This is a genomic window from Marinobacter persicus (assembly GCF_002934325.1).
Taxonomy (GTDB): domain Bacteria; phylum Pseudomonadota; class Gammaproteobacteria; order Pseudomonadales; family Oleiphilaceae; genus Marinobacter; species Marinobacter persicus_A.
The window spans coordinates 222,751-242,260 of sequence record NZ_PTIV01000001.1 but is presented as its reverse complement, the minus strand read 5'-3'; the positions used below and the strand labels follow the sequence as shown (position 1 = coordinate 242,260).

At 59.7% G+C, this 19,510-nt stretch carries 22 protein-coding genes; 13 read left to right on the top strand and 9 right to left on the bottom strand.

Translation table 11 applies throughout. The features are described 5' to 3' along the window. Nucleotides 1-299 (bottom strand): transposase (locus tag BY454_RS01180; RefSeq protein ID WP_181049617.1); only part of this gene is annotated, 299 nt, incomplete at its 3' end. A gap of 306 nt (nt 300-605) precedes the next feature. Between BY454_RS01180 and BY454_RS01175 the strand changes: the two genes are divergently transcribed. The 3 genes from BY454_RS01175 to BY454_RS01165 all read left to right on the top strand — a co-directional run bounded on the left by BY454_RS01175 (nt 606) and on the right by BY454_RS01165 (nt 3,067). Further along, nucleotides 606-941, top strand: a complete 336-nt coding sequence (locus BY454_RS01175) for a YnfA family protein (RefSeq protein ID WP_104414792.1) — start codon at nt 606-608, stop codon at nt 939-941. A gap of 25 nt (nt 942-966) precedes the next feature. Continuing rightward, a complete protein-coding gene (locus BY454_RS01170) occupies nt 967-2,049 on the top strand; it encodes a hypothetical protein (protein WP_104414791.1) in 1,083 nt (360 codons plus the stop codon). A 106-nt stretch (nt 2,050-2,155) separates the two neighbouring features. Further along, nucleotides 2,156-3,067 carry a sensor domain-containing diguanylate cyclase gene (locus BY454_RS01165; RefSeq protein ID WP_146082674.1) on the top strand — a complete coding sequence of 304 codons (912 nt, stop codon included), beginning with the start codon at nt 2,156-2,158 and terminating at the stop codon, nt 3,065-3,067. Between the two features lie 66 nt (nt 3,068-3,133). Here BY454_RS01165 and BY454_RS01160 read toward each other — a convergent pair whose 3' ends face one another. From BY454_RS01160 to rpe, 4 genes are all read right to left on the bottom strand, one after another. Next, a complete protein-coding gene (locus BY454_RS01160; RefSeq protein WP_104414789.1) occupies nt 3,134-3,622 on the bottom strand; it encodes a hypothetical protein in 489 nt (162 codons plus the stop codon). Nucleotides 3,623-4,192: 570 nt separating this feature from the next. Next, on the bottom strand, nt 4,193-4,876 hold the full coding sequence (locus BY454_RS01155) for a DUF4396 domain-containing protein (RefSeq protein ID WP_104414788.1): 684 nt from the start codon (nt 4,874-4,876) through the stop codon (nt 4,193-4,195). 89 nt (nt 4,877-4,965) lie between these two features. Next, on the bottom strand, nt 4,966-5,655 hold the full coding sequence (locus BY454_RS01150) for a phosphoglycolate phosphatase (RefSeq protein ID WP_104414787.1): 690 nt from the start codon (nt 5,653-5,655) through the stop codon (nt 4,966-4,968). After that, complete coding sequence (gene rpe / locus BY454_RS01145) at nt 5,652-6,338, bottom strand: ribulose-phosphate 3-epimerase (RefSeq protein WP_104414807.1); 687 nt, start codon at nt 6,336-6,338, stop codon at nt 5,652-5,654. Before rpe ends, BY454_RS01150 begins: the two co-directional genes overlap by 4 nt. A gap of 88 nt (nt 6,339-6,426) precedes the next feature. On the opposite strand from rpe, the gene BY454_RS01140 reads away from it, so the two are divergent. Next, the gene (locus tag BY454_RS01140) at nt 6,427-7,374 is read left to right on the top strand and encodes a DUF3530 family protein (protein ID WP_181049616.1); all 948 of its coding nucleotides are present in this window, start codon (nt 6,427-6,429) and stop codon (nt 7,372-7,374) included. A gap of 18 nt (nt 7,375-7,392) precedes the next feature. Here the strand turns inward: BY454_RS01140 and BY454_RS01135 are convergent, their stop codons facing one another. The 3 genes from BY454_RS01135 to BY454_RS01125 are packed head-to-tail and all read right to left on the bottom strand — an operon-like array spanning nt 7,393 to nt 9,877. Beyond that, a complete protein-coding gene (locus BY454_RS01135) occupies nt 7,393-8,148 on the bottom strand; it encodes a DnaJ domain-containing protein (RefSeq protein WP_104414785.1) in 756 nt (251 codons plus the stop codon). Continuing rightward, nucleotides 8,145-8,837, bottom strand: coding sequence for an N-acetylmuramate alpha-1-phosphate uridylyltransferase MurU (gene murU, locus BY454_RS01130; RefSeq protein ID WP_104414784.1), 693 nt, complete (start codon nt 8,835-8,837; stop codon nt 8,145-8,147). The genes BY454_RS01135 and murU overlap by 4 nt, the downstream gene beginning before the upstream one ends. Then, nucleotides 8,834-9,877 (bottom strand): aminoglycoside phosphotransferase family protein, encoded by a 1,044-nt coding sequence (locus tag BY454_RS01125; protein WP_104414783.1) that lies wholly within the window; start codon nt 9,875-9,877, stop codon nt 8,834-8,836. The genes murU and BY454_RS01125 overlap by 4 nt, the downstream gene beginning before the upstream one ends. 261 nt (nt 9,878-10,138) lie before the next feature. Between BY454_RS01125 and BY454_RS01120 the strand changes: the two genes are divergently transcribed. The 9 genes from BY454_RS01120 to slmA all read left to right on the top strand — a co-directional run bounded on the left by BY454_RS01120 (nt 10,139) and on the right by slmA (nt 18,662). Next, nucleotides 10,139-12,472, top strand: coding sequence for an LPS-assembly protein LptD (locus BY454_RS01120; RefSeq protein ID WP_104414782.1), 2,334 nt, complete (start codon nt 10,139-10,141; stop codon nt 12,470-12,472). Nucleotides 12,473-12,538: 66 nt separating this feature from the next. Next, complete coding sequence (locus tag BY454_RS01115; protein ID WP_104414781.1) at nt 12,539-13,882, top strand: peptidylprolyl isomerase; 1,344 nt, start codon at nt 12,539-12,541, stop codon at nt 13,880-13,882. Further along, nucleotides 13,879-14,889 carry a 4-hydroxythreonine-4-phosphate dehydrogenase PdxA gene (gene pdxA, locus BY454_RS01110; RefSeq protein WP_104414780.1) on the top strand — a complete coding sequence of 337 codons (1,011 nt, stop codon included), beginning with the start codon at nt 13,879-13,881 and terminating at the stop codon, nt 14,887-14,889. Before BY454_RS01115 ends, pdxA begins: the two co-directional genes overlap by 4 nt. Continuing rightward, nucleotides 14,886-15,716: a 16S rRNA (adenine(1518)-N(6)/adenine(1519)-N(6))-dimethyltransferase RsmA gene (rsmA, locus tag BY454_RS01105; RefSeq protein ID WP_104414779.1), complete on the top strand. Its 831-nt coding sequence runs from the start codon at nt 14,886-14,888 to the stop codon at nt 15,714-15,716. The genes pdxA and rsmA overlap by 4 nt, the downstream gene beginning before the upstream one ends. Beyond that, nucleotides 15,709-16,512: a symmetrical bis(5'-nucleosyl)-tetraphosphatase gene (locus BY454_RS01100; protein ID WP_104414778.1), complete on the top strand. Its 804-nt coding sequence runs from the start codon at nt 15,709-15,711 to the stop codon at nt 16,510-16,512. Before rsmA ends, BY454_RS01100 begins: the two co-directional genes overlap by 8 nt. Before the next feature lie 67 nt (nt 16,513-16,579). After that, complete coding sequence (locus tag BY454_RS01095; protein WP_104414806.1) at nt 16,580-16,909, top strand: DUF423 domain-containing protein; 330 nt, start codon at nt 16,580-16,582, stop codon at nt 16,907-16,909. 7 nt (nt 16,910-16,916) lie between these two features. After that, nucleotides 16,917-17,117 (top strand): sulfur carrier protein ThiS, encoded by a 201-nt coding sequence (gene thiS / locus BY454_RS01090; protein ID WP_104414777.1) that lies wholly within the window; start codon nt 16,917-16,919, stop codon nt 17,115-17,117. Nucleotides 17,118-17,174: 57 nt separating this feature from the next. Next, complete coding sequence (locus BY454_RS01085) at nt 17,175-17,984, top strand: thiazole synthase (RefSeq protein ID WP_104414776.1); 810 nt, start codon at nt 17,175-17,177, stop codon at nt 17,982-17,984. 90 nt (nt 17,985-18,074) lie between these two features. Further along, nucleotides 18,075-18,662 carry a nucleoid occlusion factor SlmA gene (gene slmA, locus BY454_RS01080; RefSeq protein ID WP_104414775.1) on the top strand — a complete coding sequence of 196 codons (588 nt, stop codon included), beginning with the start codon at nt 18,075-18,077 and terminating at the stop codon, nt 18,660-18,662. On the opposite strand, the gene BY454_RS01075 is transcribed toward slmA, so the two are convergent. Then, a complete protein-coding gene (locus BY454_RS01075) occupies nt 18,659-19,489 on the bottom strand; it encodes an inositol monophosphatase family protein (RefSeq protein ID WP_104414774.1) in 831 nt (276 codons plus the stop codon). The two genes, slmA and BY454_RS01075, sit on opposite strands and share 4 nt — an antisense overlap. Nucleotides 19,490-19,510 lie beyond the last annotated feature (21 nt).

Here is a 19,510-nt window from a genome sequence, read left to right as displayed (position 1 = left end):
TTGCCAACCGCTGTTTGCAGCGCCTGGTCAAAACGCAGTGCCTCGTGATCGTTCAGGTCTTCGTATCCAGCAGCTACGCCGAAGACCCGTTGTCGGATCATGGTCTGAAGCTTGTGGCGAACCAGTACCGGATTACGGGCATCGTTCAGAACAGTCGCCAGGCGCTGAGTGAGCTTATGTTGCTTGTCGACTTCGCGAAGCAGGAGCAAACCGGCATCGGAGGTGATGTGACCCCCGGAGAAATCGGCTTCAATTTGACGGCGAGAGAGTGGCGAGAAGGTCAGTTTTTCAGGTACCATTTTGGATAGCGGCTGTTGGTGCTTGGTGAACGGTGTAAGGTCCTGAAACTATAGCACTTTCAGCCGCTTTCTTTTATCCCCTTATGAGAAATCCGGGCTAGGGCTGATTGAGCTGGTAAGGTTTGAAAACTATCTGGCAAATCTCGTGTTGTTCCCCGTTCTGGCCTCGTTTTTTGGGGGGCTGTTTTCCATTGTTGGGTACCCAATTTACGCGTGGGTATGCAAGAACAGCAGGGGGCAGAAGCTATCCGGTATATTCCACGCGCCGCGAAACTAGTTCAAAGCCGTCCGTTATAAGGAAGCCCTTTGTTCCCTGAGCTCAAAACCGTCAGTCTTTTTCTCGTTACGGCCTTGGCGGAAATTGTCGGTTGTTACCTCCCTTATCTCTGGCTCCGTGAGGGCAAGAGCGTCTGGCTGTTGGTGCCGGGTGCGTTGAGTCTGGCGGCTTTTGCGTGGCTGCTGTCGTTGCACCCCACCGCAGCCGGACGGGTCTATGCTGCGTATGGGGGTGTCTATATCTTTATGGCTATTCTCTGGCTTTGGGCCGTTGACGGCATTCGCCCCACGGTGTGGGATCTGGTGGGTTCCAGTGTTGCGCTGTTGGGCATGGCTATCATCATATTTGCGCCGCGCAGCAGCTAAGCCCAAGAAACCGGCAGGTGCGACTGTGAAAAAGTTTTTCCTCATTGGTGGTGCGGCCCTGTTGATCGCGTTGGTAGCGACGATTCGCTCCACTCCTGTGCCCATTGAGGAAAGGCTGGTCCGTATTCAGGCCGAAGATACCCTCAGTGAGTTTCCCAACATCGAACAAGAACCCCTCGAAGTCCAGGCGGCTCTGCTGGACATGGCCGGCGATGAGCTGTTGTTTCTCAAGGCCCGGGCGGCCTACCTGCGTTACCCCGAGATGACCCGCGCGCTCTTTCCAGTCTATGGGCCGGAAGAGGAGTTTCGCGAGATTCTCCGGCTTTATGGCGAAAATGTCCTCCCGCCCATCCATTACTTCCTGACCAATCCGGTTGGCTCCATTGAGCTGATGAATCGCCTGGCCCAGCAGTACCAGTCGGTGAAGGAGTATTTCAGCGATGGCGGAACGGCTCGCCCTTCAGAGGGAAATTCATTGAACGGTGCCCGGTTGAGCCCGGAGGAACGTGGCTGGTATGCCATTGGTTTCATTCAGGAGGAGGGCCATGATTTTCTGGGGCAGTTTGTGGTCAGTGATCAGGGCGAGGTCAGTTGGGTGATGACCGAACGGGTGCTGGAGAACCTTAACCAGTTCTTCGCCAGTGGTATCCGGAACCTGGAGATTCAACACCGGACCGGGCAGGAAATCTCCGCAGGCGATGTCGGCTGGGCCTCGGTGGATGTGCTGGTTGCCGCAAGCGCCCTGAAGGTACTCCGGGTAGGTCGTGCGATTAGCGTTTCTTCCCGAAGCGCTGCCCGGAGTACCCGCTCGGCGGCGCTTTCCGCACGGCTGGCAAACAGTGGGCGCATGTTGATGGCTGCCGCCCGTTATTCGAAATGGCCTGCCGTCATTGGGGTGGGCTACCTGGTGATCTCACATCCCGCCCTCATCAGTGACTTTTTCGCCGAGGTAGCGAAAGTGATGGGGTATCCCGTCAGGCTGGTGCAATTTCTGGGTTGGTTTTTCCTGCTTTTGCCGGTTTTCTATATCGGCAGTTGGGGCTATCGGGTCGTTCGCCGGCCCCTGGTTTGGGTGTTTGGTTCCGGGAGACGTTCAGGCTGGTTATAAGTAAATGAATAAAAAACAAACAATGTTGTGCTAGGCATTAATTGATTTGTGTCATACTGCCCAGAAAAACAACAGTTCTGAACTTGACGAGAGGGCGGTGATTGGCATGGGCACGGAGGTCGGTAGCCAGCTTTCCGAAAGCTTGATTGATGAGTTGCGCAAAGAGCGCGCGTCTTTATGGCGTATTCTGTTCGAGCAATCGCGAGACGGCATTGTGGTACTCAAGGTTGACGGCTCAGTGTTCGAGGCAAATCAGGAATTTGCCCGAATGCTGGGGTATTCCATTGAGGAAATCCGTCAGATGCGGGTCTGGGAATGGGATGTTCACTTCTCCAAAACTCAGATCCTCGAGAAGCTGGCAAAAATCGGCGATCCGGGCGAGCAGCTTGAAACCCGCAAAAGTCGCAAGGATGGCAGCGTGATTGATGTGGAGCTCAGCAATAGCGCCACTGTTTTTGAAGGCAAGAAGCTCATCTTCTGTATCTGCCGTGATATCACCCAGCGCAAGCTCCTGGAAGCCGAAATTTTTCGATACGCCACCACCGATAATCTCACCGGACTGTTCAATCGCCGGTCGTTTGATCAGCGCCTGACGGAAGAGATGGACCTTACCATGCGCTATGGCTCGCCCATGGCCCTGGTTATGTATGACTTTGATGGCTTCAAGGACATAAATGATGCCCATGGCCATGTTCAGGGGGACAAGGTTCTTGAGCAATCGGCCAGGCTTGTGAGGGATAACGTTCGGTCCACCGATATGGTTGTGCGCTGGGGAGGCGAGGAATTCATGATTCTGGTGCCCCAGGCCCGGTTGGTCACGGCCAAAGTCCTGGCCGAAAAGTTGCGACAGGTGCTCGAGGAATATGTATTCAGCGCCAGATTCCACGTTACGGCCAGTTTCGGGGTCACCGAGTACGTGCCCGGCGAAAGCAAAGATACGTTGCTGAAGCGTGTGGACGATGCGTTGTATCGGGCCAAGGCCCGGGGCCGAAACCGAGTTGAAGTATTGAGTAGCTGACTACCCCAAAGTTGCGGCTGACCACGAGCTTTGGGGTAGGGTTCTATCTTTTATGTCGGTACAAACCTACTGTTGCATTTGCTGGTACTGCCACATGTGTTGAATCAGCTGCCGCATTTGCTCCCTATCGCGGCGTTGCATCTCTTCGCTGCCCTCAGCCTGGCTCCGGGACTGATTCATCGCCTGTACGCTTTGGCGGATGTGTTCCCGGTATTGGTTCATGAGTTCCTGGCGATCGCCGCTTTCCTGGGTTTGGTTAAGGCGGTCCCGTATCCGGTCCATGGCTTGCAGGTGGGGCCGTAGCTGATCCTGCATTCGGTCCTTGTCCTTCATCCGGTCCTTGTCCTTCATGCGATCCTTGTCCATGGAACGGTCGCGGTCACCACTGTAGCCGTCATCGCCCATACCTCCGCCACTGCCATGAGAGCTTGCCAATAGGATGGTCGGTGCGGGTTGAGAATCAGCGCTGGCTGTTAATGGCAGGGCCAGGCTAGTCACCAAAATAACAGTAGCCAGTGCGCCCCCCAGCGGCGCGTACAGAGTTTTTAAGTTCATGGCTTTTTCCTTTTCCATAGTGCAAAAATAACGTTATTTTCCACTGGCCCGATTTCCATATTGGTTAAGGTCACGGGTATAACCAGTTATCTGCCGAATAAGTTGGCTCCAATAAAAGGAACAACCTTCTGAATGGCTGAGGCATACGGCATGCCATTGCTTGAAAATGCTGAAATTCCGAGAGGAAAACCGAAGAAGGACGGGGTAAGGTTGGAGCGGGCGTGTCGTTACGATAGCAACAAGCCCGCCTTTGTCTAATGCCCTGACAGTGGGACTGCTCACCAAAGAGGGAGGCGCGTCGTAAAAGACGCAGTAACCCATTGAAGTTGTTGGGTTGGTGTTAGTCTGGACCGGCACCTGTTTTCCAGCTATCCGTGTTTAATATCCTGACACCTGGGTGCGGTTCAATGGAACTCGCCTGGCTTTACCTAGAGCAGCGCCTGTACAAGATGGCCAGTGGCGAAAGCCAGACCAGCGGCGGCGGTGCCCATAACCAGAAGGCAAAGGCCCGACCGCCAATGTGGTAAGCCATAGGCGGCAGTCCTGAGACTGCCACCAATCAACTACTCATCAGTGACAATGAGCGTGGGCCGCTGCGTCTTCATCCCTCGGGTCACCCATGCCGCCTTTCAGGCCATATTTGATCAGCAGCAGGTTGGCTGGCCAGGCGGCGAACAAGCCGAGCGACAGTGAAATATAGAGTGAAGACCAGAACAGGGCGTCGTTCATGGTGGATTTGCCACCCAGGTAAAGATCGGTTGTGATGGCGACAAATTCCATCACCACAATACTGATGGTTTCGGCGACGAACGCCCCTTTGAACGCCTCTTTGAAGGCCATGCCATTTTGCATCATGGGGCCGATGTTGAGGGCGAAGCCGAAGATGTAAGCCAGGCTGAAGGTGATGATGGCCGCCCAGAAGTTACCCAGGGCGAAGAGGCCGACGGAGATGATTACACCCAGGATCTCGCCAATGCCGCAACCCGAGTAGCAGTGGGCAACGGAGCGGAAACCCTTGCGTGCCGTGCTGTCCGTGGGTATCTGTTTGCGCCCCGAGAAACGATAGATCATCAATCCGATGGGGCCCGAGTACAGCACGGTCAGTCCCCAAACCCACTGCATCATTGAAGCAATGTGGTTATTGTTGGTGCGCAAATCGTAGATGACCCAGGCCAGGCTTGCGGCCACCAGGGCCAGCCAGATGCCCAGCCCCGTCCAGGTGTCGATTACCGTTTGAATCTGGTCAAGGCTCATAGTGGATCTGATCCTTTTCCGTCAAATGTAATGCCAGTATAGACGGTGGTGTTGAACCTACCGTCTTTCAACCGTGAGCGGTTATGGCATCACAGCAGTTCGGACAGGGAATCCACCACGGCGTCCGCGCCCAGGCTGTCGATGGACGGGCCGAAATTGTAGCCGTAGCGCACGGCCACGCAGGGCACGCCGGCGGCCAGGGCCGCCTGCACGTCGTTCACCGAGTCGCCAATCATCACAGTGGTGCCGATGGTGCCATGGAGCTGGTTCATGGCGTGGAGTACCGGCGCGGGCTCGGGTTTTTTCTCGGGCAGGGCGTCGCCGCCGAGGGTGAGCTGGAACCATTGCGCCAGGCCGGTCTGCTCCAGCAGCGGCGCAATGAATTGTTGGGGTTTGTTGGTGACCACGCCCATGCGACAACCACAGGCACTCAGGTGTTCCAGGCATTCCCTGACGCCGGGGTACACGCGGGCGTGTTTGCCGTTGGTCTGGCGGTAGTGTTTGAAGAAGATCTCCAGGGCGCTCTCAATGAGGAGGTCGTCTTCCGCGCGGGCGGGCTCCCAATCGCGCTTATCGGCCAGGGCCCGGCGAATCAGGATCTTGGCGCCATTGCCGACCCAGGGGCGTACCTTCTCCAGACCCGCCGGTGAACGGCCAAGTTCCTGAAGGGTAAGGTCGACTGCCTCAGCCAGGTCCGGTGCGCTGTCGACCAGGGTGCCGTCCAGATCAAACAGGGCAACGCCCGGCCAGCGGGCGTTGAACAGGCCTTTCAGGCTCATTGGCCGCGAGCCTTACGGGCCGCTTCCAGCTCCGCGCGCATGGCGTCGATGGTGGCCTTGTAGTCCGGGGTTTTGAAAATGGCGGAACCGGCCACAAAGGTGTCGGCGCCCGCTTCGGCGATTTCCCGGATGTTGTCGGTTTTTACCCCGCCGTCGATTTCCAGGCGAATGTCCTGGCCGCTGGCATCGATCTTCCGGCGCGCCTCGCGCAGCTTGTCGAGGGTGCCCGGGATGAACTTCTGGCCACCGAAGCCGGGGTTCACCGACATCAGCAACACCATGTCCAGCTTGTCCATCACGTAATCCATGTAGCTCAGCGGTGTGGCCGGGTTGAACACCAGGCCGGCCTTGCAGCCACCATCGCGGATCAGTTGCAGGGAACGGTCGATGTGATTGCTCGCTTCCGGATGAAAGGTAATGAAACTGGCTCCGGCGTCGATAAACATACGGATGAGGTCATCCACCGGGGAGACCATCAGGTGCACGTCGATGGGCGCGGTCACGCCATGCTTGCGCAGGGCTTCGCACACCATGGGACCGATGGTCAGGTTGGGCACGTAGTGATTGTCCATCACGTCAAAATGAACAACGTCGGCACCGGCGGCCAGTACGTTGTCGACTTCTTCGCCCAGGCGGGCAAAATCGGCGGAGAGAATGGATGGTGCAATCAGGTACGGGTTCATCGGGGCTCTCTCAATTGAATTATCGGCTAGTCTGGAGGCTGATAGTCTATCAGCTTGCCAGCCAATTTCGCAGCGCGGGGAACGGGATTTGAAATCACAATGGGGCTTGTCATTACTGTTATCGGGACTGGTGCTGGTTTTCAGTTCGACGGTCCTGGCCCAGCAGGACGGTGAGCAGCCACAGACGGATACCGAACCGGCGGCCGAAGCACCCGCCAGCAAGCGGTTCTTGGTGACCACCGGCCTGGGCGAATGGGCCCTGGCCAGCCAGTACCCGGAACAGGCTGTGTGGCTTGAGCTGGAGGCGGGTAGTCGCGCTTTGGCGCTGTTCCGCCCCGAGCAGCAGGTGCCCGCGCGTAGCGCGATGGTCGTGTTGGCCAATGAAGGCCAGACCGCCGATGAGGCTATTGTCGGCGCCCTGCGCCGGACGTTGCCAAATGATGGCATGGCGGTCATGACCCTGGGGCTGAGGGCTCCGCCGGATGTGCTGCGCCAGAGTCGGCAGTCACGTAAGGTGCCGGCGCCCGGTGACGTCGAGGACGGCGGCTCGGAGGGGGATAACCCGACCGGCGAGAATGCCAGTTCGGTCATGATTGATGTGGCGGCCCCGGAAGATCTGGAGGCCCTCGCGGAGAATTATCAGAACAGCGTAAGCGGCTTGCTGGACGCAGCGGCTGGCGCCCTGCGGGATCGAGGTTATGAGCGGTTGCTGGTGCTGGGCGTGGGGTGGTCAGCCGATTACGTGACCGAGTGGGCGGCAGCGCAGGATCGGCTTGCCGGTGTGATCTGGCTGGCCCCGGTGTTCACCCCGGACCGGGTGACAGCACTGACCGAGCTGCTCGCCGAAGACCGAAACTGGCGGCTGCTGGATCTGCACGGCACCTCAAGCCAGGCGGTTGCCCGGGAGCGGGCTGCAGAACTGGCCCGGGCAGAGGTGGGGCAGTATCGGCGTCTGCCTCTGCCTATGGCGAGCCCGCCAGGCGCAGTCGATGCTGATGGCATTGCAAACTGGGTGAGTGCCTGGGTGGGTCAATAGTGGTGGTGTTCTTGTAGGTCAGGCGATGCGGTGGCGTTTCTTGATCAGTTCCCAGGCCTGCTGGTAGCGCAGCAGTTGGTCTTTTGCCAGAGCCTTTTCAGTGGGCGTCAGTTTCTGTTGAGCCAGCTTGTCCGGATGGCAGGCGGAGACTTTCTTCCGGTACTGGCGTTTGATGGTGTCCAGGGTGTCCCGGCGGGTCACGCCCAGGATAAGGCAGGCGTCGGCATAGGTGGTGGGCCGGTGCAGGGCCGTCGAGTTCTGGGCCCAGACTTTGCTGGCATAGCTTTCAAACACTTCGTCGGCAATGGCCACGGGAAGGCCCATGCAGGTAATGCTGTCTTCGCAGCGATAACGCCGGGTCTTGCCAGGCTGGCCCTGAATCTGGGCGCCATGGCAAAGGCACGCGGCGGTAATGATCGCGGACCCGGGCGCCAGGTTTGCCTGTAGCCGGAGCAATAGGCCCCGGTGCATCGGCAGTTGGGTGGTGTTCTTGCCCTGCTGGAATTGCTCAATGGCCTTGCGCCGCTGGCGGGATGACAGGCCAAGGGCCTTGATCAGTCTTTCCGCGTACTGGATGTCGGCCTCGGTGACCCGGCCATCGCCTTTGGCGATATGACCCAAGAAAAAGAACAGCGGCTTGTGGTACCGGCGGGGGAGTCCGGTTTTCCGGAGCAGGGTATCGGCTTTATGGTTCGCCTCACCCAATTTCCGCAGAACGCCTGAAAGTGCGGTTTCCATGGCCGCTGGCAGCGGCTGTTCCTGTTTGTCACTCATGAGCGCTGTCCGTTCGCATCAAGGTGTTGGGATAGCTGGTCCAGCCGTTCCGGAGTGCCAATGTCCATCCAATGCCCCCGGTGATGAATGCCACGAACCTGGCCGTTCGTCATGGCCGCGCGCAGCACGGGCCCAAGCTTTCCAGCGGTATCTTCGAGCCCGCTGAACAGCTTTTTGTGCAGGACACTGATGCCGGTGAAAGTGAGGCGGGAGTTGCCTTCACGGGTAAGCTGTCCATCCGGTTGCAGGCTGAAATCGCCAGCCGGGTTGTGCGCGGGGTTGTCGGTCATCACCAGCAGGGCCAGGCAATCTGGAGCATCCGGCGGGGTTAGGCTTTCGAGGGGGAAATCGGTCCAGATGTCGCCGTTAATCACGGCAAACCAGTCACTGCCGGTGTCAGTCAGCAGTGGCAGGGCGCGGATGATGCCGCCCGCGGTTTCCAGTGGTTCGCCTTCGGCGGAATACTGGATGTGCACGCCAAAAGCCTCGCCGTTGCCCAGGGTTTCCTCGATTTGCTCTCCCAGCCAGGCGTGGTTAATCACCAGCTCTGCAAAACCGGCTCGTTTCAGGCGTTCAATGTGGTGCACAATCAGTGGCTTGCCACCCGCCTGCAGCAGCGGCTTGGGCGTATGCAGGGTGAGCGGGCGCATGCGCTCCCCCTTTCCCGCAGCAAGGATCATGGCTTTCACGACGGCTGGTTCTCCGGCTGGGGAACGGCGCCGATGCGCTCTTCAATGCGGGGAATGACGGTGGTGCACAGCCATTCGTGGAAGTGCCGGAAGGCCGGCTGCCGGGCGCTGGCGTCGCGAATGTAGCTGACCGTTCGCGGGATGTCGGCCAGGTACCCGGTTTTGCCGTCGCGGATGGCCAGGCGGGCGAAAATGCCGGCGGCTTTGAGGTGGCGCTGCAGGCCCATCAGGTCAAACCATTGCCGGAAGGTGTCGGCGTCGGCGCGATGCAGGCCGGCGTCCAGGGTAAGCTGGCGGTAATGCTCCAGCCACTGCCGGATGGTGGATTCAGGCCAGCGCACGTAACAGTCTTTCAGAAGTGACACCGCATCGTAGGTCACCGGGCCGCGCACGGCATCCTGAAAGTCGATCACGCCGGGCGCGGCCTGGGGCTCGCGAATCAGCAGGTTGCGGGAATGGTAGTCACGGTGCACGGTGACTACCGGTTGCGCCAGGGCGCTTTCCCGTAGCAGGCCGAAGGCGGTGTCCAGAAGGGCCCGGTCCTGATTGTCCAGTTTCAGCTCCAGGTGTTGTTCCAGCAGCCAATCCGGGAACAGGGCCATTTCCCGGTCAAGCAGGGCTTCATCATAAGGTGGCAGGGGATAGCCGGCCGGATCACCCAGCGGGGCAATGCGCGCCAGTTCTTGTAGGGCCTGACGGTACAGCGCGTCGGCGTTGTCGGCCGTGACTGCCGGGAGCATTAACTGGTCGCCCAGGTCCTCAAGCAGCAGGAAGCCCTGCTCCAGGTTTTCGGCCTTTATGTCGGGCACGGCGATGCCATGCTGGTGCCAGTGCCGGGCAATGGCCAGAAACGGCCGGCAGTCTTCGTGCTCGGGTGGTGCGTCCATCACGATCAGTGGCTGGCTTTGCCCGTTCTGTTGTTGCCACACGCGAAAATAACGCCGGAAACTGGCATCGCCGGCCACCGGCTCCGGGCTGGCGTTTTCCAGGCCGGGAAAGTGTCGGATCCATTCGGTCAGCAATTGCAGGCGATTGTCCATGGTGGCGCGGTGCTTCCTGGGGTCGGGTGGTTATCAACAAACGGTAGCAGACCAGTATAAAGAGCGTAAAACGGATTTGCAGCGGTGTTTCCGTTAACAAGGCGGTGAGGCGCGTGTAAACTAGGCAGTCATTTTTGATGGCCTTTGTTATTCACCCGGAACAGGATTATCGCTACCGTGCCCAGTCGTAATCACGCCCTGACAAGGATCAGGCCCGGTACTCTCCGGAGTCTTCTGGCAACTGGGCTGGTGGCAGGGTGGATGCCCGTGGGCGTGATGGCCCAGGAGGCGACTGCAGCCCCCAGCGCGGCCGAAATTGATTGGCGCCCCAGAAGCGAGCTGCCTCCCGAAGTACAGGAACGCTTGCCAGCATTCTGTGAGGGCGGGTACCTGCCGCCACAAACCGGCCAGGGTCCGGATGCGGCGTCCACCAGCGATGTGCCACTGGAAGCCAGCTCCCTGAATGCCCGTTACGAGCTGGACTCCCAGCTTTATCTTCAGGGCGACGTGCAGCTTCGCCAAGGCAACTTTCAGGCGTCCGGCACGGAAGCCCGCTATAACCAGCAAACCGGTGAAGTGCGGCTTCAGGGCCCACTGGTCAGTCGCGGGGAAGGGGTGCTGCTGACAGGGCAGGAAGCCCGGTATTCCGTGGATTCAGGCCGGTTTGATGTGAATTCGGCCACCTTCCTGTTTCACGAGGCCGAGTTGCGGGGCACGGCATCCTCTTTGTCCCGGGTGAGCGAAAATCGGGTTTTGATCACCGATGGCCTGTTGACCACCTGCGGGCCCCAGCAGAATGACTGGGCACTGGTGGCATCGGACATCGAACTGGACCGGGCCGAGGGTTTTGGTACCGCCAAGCACATCCGTCTGGAAGTGCTGGACACTCCGGTGTTCTACTGGCCCTACATGACGTTCCCCATTGACGACCGCCGCAAGACCGGCTTCCTCTATCCGCAGTTTGGCTCGTCCAACGCGGGCGGCGGGGCTTTCCTGGCAACCCCTTATTACCTGAATCTGGCACCGAACTACGATGCCACCATTACCCCGCAGTACATTCATGGGCGGGGTCTGTTTACGGAGCTGGAAGGCCGCTACCTGAGTTCGCTGGGCCAGTCGGTCCTGCAGCTGGGCTACATCAACAACGATTCCGCCTACGAGGATGAATTTCCGGCAGAGGACGGCGAGCGTTGGGGGCTGGATTTCACCAGTCGCGCCGGCTTTGGTGGCGGCTGGAATGGCTATGTGGACTACTCGGTCGTCTCGGATCAGGACTACCTGAGTGACCTGAACCGCTCACTGGATATTAACCAGACCACGCACCTGCGCCGGCGTGGTGGGGTGCGCTATTCGGGCAGTGACCAGTATTTCGAGGCTTACCTCAATGGTTACCAGACGCTGGACGAGGATGTGCTGCAAGAGAACAAACCCTATGACCAGCTGCCGGAAGTGATTTACGGTGGCACGGCGCAGGCCGGCTGGTTGGAAGCCAACCTGGAAAGTCAGTACACCTGGTTTGACCGGGACAATGACACCCTGACCGGCCTGGAAGCAGCAACCGGCCAGCGCCTGCGTGCTATTCCGGAAGTGGCCCTGCCGATGCGCGCCCTTTGGGGCTATAGCCGCCCGTCGGTGAGCCTGGATTACACCCGCTATGAGCTGGATGACTACGACTATAACCAGCGTGATGGCAGTTTTGACCGCAGTGTCCCCGTATTTGAATGGGACAATGGCCTGTATTTTGACCGTCGGGGCGAGCTGTTTGATGTGCCCTACAACCAGACCCTGGAGCCCCGGCTGTACTATGCCTGGGCCGATGCCGAGGACCAGAGCTACATCCCGGATTTCGATACCGGGCTGCGCAGTTTCCGGTTCGACCAGCTTTTCCGCCGCAACCGCTTTACCGGGGGCGACCGGGTTGGTGACACGGACCAGCTCACCGTAGCCCTGACCAGCCGCTTCAACGATCTGACCACTGGTGCCGAGCGCGCACGATTCAGCATCGGTCAGGTGCACTATTTCGAGGATTGGGACGTTACCCTGAACGGTAATTGTGGCAAGGCTGACTGCTCCGATACCGATTCGCCCCTGGCCGGTGAGGTGGTCCTCAAGCCCCTGGACAATCTGGAAATTCGTTCTTCCGGTTTGTGGGATCACGAGACCGAACAAACCCTGGAAGGGCGCAGTCAGCTGATCTTCCACTCCGAGGATTATCGCTACCTGGCCACGCTGGGACACACCTACAATCGAGGCGATGGGCTGGCCAGCACGGACGACGAACTGGACCAGAGTGATATCGGCACCGTGTTCCCGATTACCGACCGCGTCAGCGTGCTGGGTCGCTGGGTGTATGACTATACGGATGACCGCACGGTGGGCAGCCTGGCCGGGCTGGAATACAACAACTGCTGCTGGAGCGTGCAGGTGGTGCATCAAAGCTACCTGACCGATGACGAAGAGCTGGACAACCGGATTCTGTTCCGGGTGGAACTCAAGGGTCTTGGCGGCAGCGGCGATGGCGCTGACGAACTCTCCAATGCTATTTATGGCTATGACGAGCGTGACCGCCGCCGGTTTGGAACTCCAAGCCCCTAAAACGGACCAAGATCTGCGATGCCCACTCGGGGCTGCAGCTGCGAATTGACCAATCAAGAGGTGACTATGAAGGCCACTGTCCGCCACGGACTGACACTGCTACTGACCCTGGCCCTGGTGGCCGTGTCGGTTTCTGCCCACGCCGAACGAAAACTGCTGGACCAGGTGGTGGCCGTTGTTGACGACGAGGCCATTCTGCAAAGCGAGCTTGAGGCCCGGGTAAACACCATTGTCGGTCGCCTGAGCGCCCAGGGCACGGGCCTGCCGCCCCGTCAGTTGCTGGAAGAGCGGGTGCTGGAGCAACTGGTTGCCGAATCGGTGCAACTGCAGATGGCTGATGACATGGGGATTCGCATCAGCGACAACGAGCTGAACGAAACCCTGCGGAACATCGCCCAAAATAACAACATGACCCTGGCCCAGTTTGAGCAGCAGCTGGCCCAGGAAGGGGTGACCTACCAGCAGGCGCGCGAGCAGATTCGCAATGAAATGCTGACCAGTCGCGTCCAGCAGCGCCGGGTTGGCAATCGGGTACGGGTAACCGACCGCGAAGTGGAGAATTACCTGAAGGCCCAGGAGGCCCGCGGTGCCAACGAGCCTGAATACCGCTTGGCGTACATTTTTATTGAAGTGGATGAACCGGGCAACGAAGCCTCCGTGGACACCGCCCGTGCCAAGGCCGAAGAGCTGCGCCAGCAGATTGTGGAAGGCCGGGATTTCCGCGAGGTGGCGGTGGCCGAATCGGATGCCAGCAACGCCCTGGAAGGTGGTGACATGGGCTGGCGTTCGGAGAGCCAGTTGCCGTCACTGGTTGCGCCCGTGGTGCCGGAGCTGAACGTCGGCGAGCCTTCCGAGGTGCTTGAGAACAACAGCGGTTTCCACCTGGTGCAGGTGATGGACCGCCGCGGCGGCGAACAGCAACAGTTTGTTCAGCAGCATCGTGTGCGTCATATCCTGGTGCAGCCGTCGGATGCTCTGACCGAGGCACAGGCCGAGCAACGCGTCCGGGAAATCTATCAGGAGCTGAAAGATGGCGCGGATTTCGCCGAGCTGGCCCGCGAGGTGTCTGACGACGCGGTGTCTGGTTCCGATGGCGGCAACCTGGGCTGGGTTAGCCCCGGACAGATGGTACCGGCCTTTGAGCAGGCTATGCTGGATGCTCGCGTAGGCGAGATTTATGGCCCGGTTCGGTCGCGTTTTGGCTGGCATATCCTTCAGGTGCAGGAGCGTCGTCGCCAGGATGTGACCGAAGCCAACAAGGAAGCCCAGGCCCGCCAGGCGATCTACCAGCGTAAGTTCGAGACCGAGCTGCAGAACTGGCTCCGGGAAGTCCGTGATGAGGCGTTTGTCGAGTTCAAGGGTGAGTATGCGGACATGAACAACGCCAGCGAAGGCGACACCGCTTCATGAGCAGTCCGGTCATCCTGGCCCTGACCGCCGGTGAACCGGCGGGCATCGGTCCTGAGCTGTGTCTGCAACTGGCCGGCGAGACTCGCCAGCCGGGTATTGTAGTGATTGCCAGTAAGTCACTGCTGGCGGCCAGGGCAAAAAACCTGGGCCTGGCTGTGGAACTGCACGACTGGCAACCGGGGCAGCTCCCGGAGACCCGTGCTGGCCACCTGTCCGTGCGACACGTCGATGGTTGCCACTCCGAAACAGCCGGTCACGTGGATTCTGCGAATAGCCAGTACGTGCTGGATACCCTTACCATTGCCGCTGAGGGGTGCCTGAAAGGCGACTTCGACGGCATGGTTACGGCACCGGTTCACAAGGGCGTGATCAACGAAGCGGGCATTGCCTTCAGCGGTCATACCGAGTTCCTTCAGGAGCTGTGTGGCGTTGAGCGGGTAGTGATGATGCTTGCCACCGAAGAGCTCCGGGTGGCCCTGGTAACCACTCACTTACCCCTGAAGGACGTACCTGAAGCCATTACGCCCGAACGGATCACCCAGGTGACCCGCATCCTGAGTGCCGACCTGAAAACCTTCTTTGGCATTGAGCAGCCGCGCATCCTGGTGGCGGGACTGAACCCCCACGCCGGCGAAGGCGGCCATCTGGGCCGGGAAGAAATCGACGTGATCGAGCCTACCCTGGAAAAACTGCGCGCCGAGGGCATTGAACTGACCGGTCCGCTGCCGGCGGACACCCTGTTCACGCCCCACTGGCTCGATAATGCTGACGCCGCCCTGGCCATGTATCACGACCAGGGCCTGCCGGTACTGAAATTCCAGGGCTTTGGCCGTGCGGTGAACATCACCCTGGGGCTGCCCATCGTACGAACTTCCGTGGACCACGGCACCGCCCTTGATCTGGCGGGCACGGGCAAGTCGGACGCCGGTAGTCTGCACACCGCCATTCGCGTTGGCGAACAGATGGCGCTTTGTCGAAAGGCGGCGAACGCCGGAGAATATTCATGAGTAACAACCATGGGCACAAGGCCCGTAAACGCTTTGGTCAGAACTTTTTGAGTGACCCGGGCGTGATAGAGAAAATTGTTCGGGCCATCAACCCGAAGCCAGACGACGCCATCGTGGAGATTGGTCCGGGGTTGGGCGCGTTGACCGAGGAAATCCTGGCGGTGAACCCGCGTTTGCAGGTAGTGGAGCTGGACCGGGACCTGATTCCGGTGTTGCGCACCAAGTTTTTTAACTACCCGGAATTCCGGATCCACGAAGCCGACGCCCTCAGCTTTGATTTCAGCCAGCTGATGACCGATCGGCCGCTGCGCATTATCGGTAACCTCCCGTACAACATTTCCACGCCGCTGATTTTCCACCTGTTGTCCCAGGCCGGGGTGGTGGCGGACATGCACTTCATGCTGCAGAAGGAAGTGGTGCAGCGGCTGGCGGCGGTGCCGGGCGACAACAACTATGGCCGCCTGGGTATCATGGCCCAGTATTTCTGCAAGGTGCAGCCGCTGTTTGAAGTGGGGCCGGGCGCCTTCCGGCCAGCGCCCAAAGTGGATTCCGCTATTGTGCGACTGGTGCCGCACAAGGAATTGCCGCACCCGGCCAAAGACCTGAAAACGCTTCAGGCGGTGGTGCGTACCGCCTTCAATGCCCGTCGCAAAACCCTGCGCAAGGCCCTGGCGAGCATGGTTACCGTCGAGCAACTGCAGAGTCTGGGCATCAACGACGGTCTGCGACCGGAAAACCTTAGCCTGGCTGATTACGTACAAATTGCTGACATGCTGGTAGACAGCGGAGATCACTGTGCGCAAGGGGAAGAGGTAAGTAATGACTGACTACGCCATTGGCGATATTCAGGGGTGTTACGAACGTTTGCGGGAAGTGATGGCGAAAGTGGACTTCTCGCCCTCCCGCGACCGGCTTTGGGTGGCCGGTGACCTGATCAACCGGGGGCCATCGTCCCTGGAAACCCTTCGGTACGTCGAAAGCCTTGGGGATTCCGCCCTGGTGGTGCTGGGCAACCATGACCTGCACCTGCTGGCCGTTGCGTTGGGTGGGCATGGCTTCAAGAAGAAAGACACGCTCTCCGAGATCCTGGAGGCCCCGGACCGGGACCGGCTGTTACATTGGCTGCGCCAGCAGAATTTTTGCGTGCACGACCCTCGCCGCAACCTGGTGATGGCCCATGCCGGGCTGCCTCACATCTGGAGTGTGGAGCAGGCCATGGCCTACGCCGGGGAAGTGGAGTCGGTTATCCGCAGTGACCAGGCCGAAGAATACTTCACCTATATGTACGGCAATGAGCCGGCCTGTTGGGATGAGAACCTGGAGGGCATGGAGCGTTGGCGGGCGATTACCAACTACTTCACCCGCATGCGCTTCATCGCCCAGGACGGCACCCTGGAGCTGGATACCAAGGAACCGGCCAACAACGCGCCCGAGGGCTTTGCACCCTGGTTCGATTTTCCCCGCCAGGATGACACCCGAATTATCTTCGGCCATTGGGCCGCACTTGAGGGGCGCACAGTCAGTGAGCAATACGTGGCCCTGGACACTGGTTGCGTCTGGGGTGGTGCATTAACCATGATGAACCTGGACACCGGCGAGAAGATCCACTGTGACTGCAGTTAATCCGTTAAACCGGCAAACCATTCGCTGGGCTCTGGCACTTGGTGCCCTGGCGGGCTTGCTGGCGGTAATGACCGGTGCGTTTGGCGCCCACGGTCTGCGGGGCGTGGTCAGCGCCCGTGGTCTTGACGTGTTTGAAACGGCCGTCAGTTATCAGATGTACCACGCAATTGTGCTGGTAGCTGCGTCGCTCATGCCCACCGTGGGATTGCCAAGGCGTTTGCTGGTTGTCGCCTGTGGGTTCTGGCTGGCGGGCATTGTGCTGTTTAGCGGCAGCCTGTACCTGCTGGTGTTGTCCGGCACTCACTGGCTGGGGCCGGTGACCCCGATCGGCGGTGTCTGTTTCATGATTGGCTGGGTACTGTTGATCATCGCAGCCCTGAAGAAAGAGCAGAGGTAAGAAAACCATGCAGATACAGCTGAATGGTGACGCTGTGGAACTACCCGATGCCATGACGGTCGCGGACCTGATTGCGCATCTGGAACTGACCGGCAAGCGGCTTGCCGTGGAAGTGAACGAAGACATTGTACCCCGCAGCCAACACCCCGAACTGACCCTCAACGAGGGTGACCGGGTGGAAGTGGTTCACGCCATTGGCGGCGGTTAAGCAGCGGGTCCATCCCGCCTGCGATCCTATATGACGACTACCGATTTCAGGAAAACCATGACAGAGACAGCACAGATCCAGCTCCCCGAAGACAAACCCCTGGAACTTGCCGGCCGGACGTACCAGTCCCGCTTGTTGGTGGGCACTGGCCAGTATAGCGACCTGATGGAAACCGGCCACGCCATTGAAGCCTCCGGCGCCGAAATTGTCACCGTGGCGGTGCGCCGAACCAACATTGGCCAGAACCCGGACGAGCCCAACCTGCTGGATGTGGTGAACCCGGATACCTACACCATCCTGCCCAACACCGCCGGCTGCTACACCGCCAAGGATGCGGTGCGCACCTGCAAACTGGCCCGGGAACTACTCGATGGCCACGACTTGGTAAAACTCGAAGTGCTGGGCGACCAGAAAACCCTGTACCCGAACATGCCGGAAACCCTGGTGGCCGCCGAAGAGCTGATCAAGGACGGCTTCAAGGTGATGGTGTACTGCTCCGATGATCCCTTGCTGGCCCTGCGCCTGGAAGAGATGGGCTGTATTGCCGTCATGCCCCTGGGTGCGCCCATTGGTTCGGGCCTGGGCATCCAGAATCGCTACAACATCCGCCTGATTGTTGAGAACGCCAATGTGCCGGTGTTGGTGGATGCCGGCGTGGGTACGGCATCCGATGCTGCCATTGCCATGGAACTGGGCTGCGACGGCGTGCTGATGAATACCGCCATCGCCAAGGCCGGGGACCCCATCAAAATGGCCCACGCCATGCGCCTGGCCATCGAAGCGGGCCGCGAGTCCTACCTGGCTGGCCGTATGCCGAAGAAGCTGTACGCCAGTGCATCATCACCCATCGACGGTACTTTCTTCTAAGACCCTTAATCCCTCTCTTCCTGGCCCTCTTCCACCAGGGGAGAGGGCATAAAACCGATAACCAGAACCCAAAAGCGCTGAAACCTTGCCATGACCAACCAGAAACCCAGCCGTCGGGAAAGCATCCTTCACGCCCTGGTGGAACTTATCCAGTCTGACCCCGGCGCCCGTATTACCACCGCCGGCCTGGCTCGCACTGTGGGTGTGACCGAGGCGGCCTTGTACCGCCATTTCCCGAGCAAGCGGAAAATGTTCGAGGCCTTGATTGAGTTTGCCGAGGAAGCGGTGTTTTCCCGCTGCCAGGTAATCCTTCAGGAGCAGGAGGATGTGCGGGTTCGCATCCAGCAGTTGGTGCATCTGGTGCTGGTGTTCGCCGAACGCAATCCGGGGCTGTGCAGTGTGCTGACCGGCGATGCCCTGATGGGTGAAGACGAGTCCCTGCGCAAGCGGGCGTCTCAATTCTTCGAGCGCCTGGAAACCCAGCTTCGGCAGGCTCTGAAGGAAGGCGAAATTCGCCAGGGCCTGAGTCCGCGGACCACTTCGGCGCGTGGGGCGGACTTTGTCATGGTATTTGTCGAGGGCCGGATTCAGCGGTTTGTGCGCTCTTCGTTTGCTCGCCTGCCCTCGACTGACTTTGATGAAGCCTGGGGCTTGGTATCCGAGTCTGTTTGGGGCTAATTACCCTCATATCCGGAAGCAGACCGCAGTATCTTTCGCACTGGCTCCCACACCGCCGGCGCGGAAATCAGCAAGTCCTGGCCCCAGAGGTCTTCAGGGTAACCTTCAGGAACGGCACCAAAGTGCCCAGCCGTGGCGCCGGCCTCCTTGGCGATCAGGCGGGCGGCGGCGAAGTCCCAGGGGCTGACGGTTTCGTAGTAGATGTCCAGACGGCCGCAGGCCACCCAGCAGATGTCCAGGGCTGCCGAGCCGATGCGGCGCAGGTCCCGGCACTGGTGGATCATTGCGTTCAGGCGGTTGACCAGCGGCTCCAGGTTGTCCTTGGTGTAGGGAAAGCCGGTGGCGAACAGGGACTGCCGGGGTTCGGTGGCTCCGCTGTGCTGGATGGGCTTGTCATTCAGAGTGGCGCCTTCGCCCTTGGTGGCGCGGTAGGTCTCATCGGAGAAAGGCGCGTGTACCACGCCCGCCTGCACCTGACCCTTTTCCGCGTAGGCAATGGACACCGCCACCTGGGGGTGGCCGTAGGCGTAGTTCACCGTGCCGTCGATGGGGTCAATGATCCACAGCGGGGTGTCCAGCTCTTCGGCCTGGGACAAATCCGGCATGGTCTCTTCGGAAAGAATGCGGTGGTGCGGGAAGCGTTTCCGGATGGCGCCGGTGATGAATTCGTCCGCCATCACGTCGGCGTGGGTGACCAGCTCGGTCTGGTGCTTGTAGTCGGTGCGCAGGGTGTTGTCCTCGCGCTCCCGGCGAACCAGTTCGCCAGCCTCGCGGGCCAGGTTTTCGGCGAAATCGGTAATTTCTCGAAGAGTCATTGCGTCAGACATGGCACCCCCAGGCAGCAAACG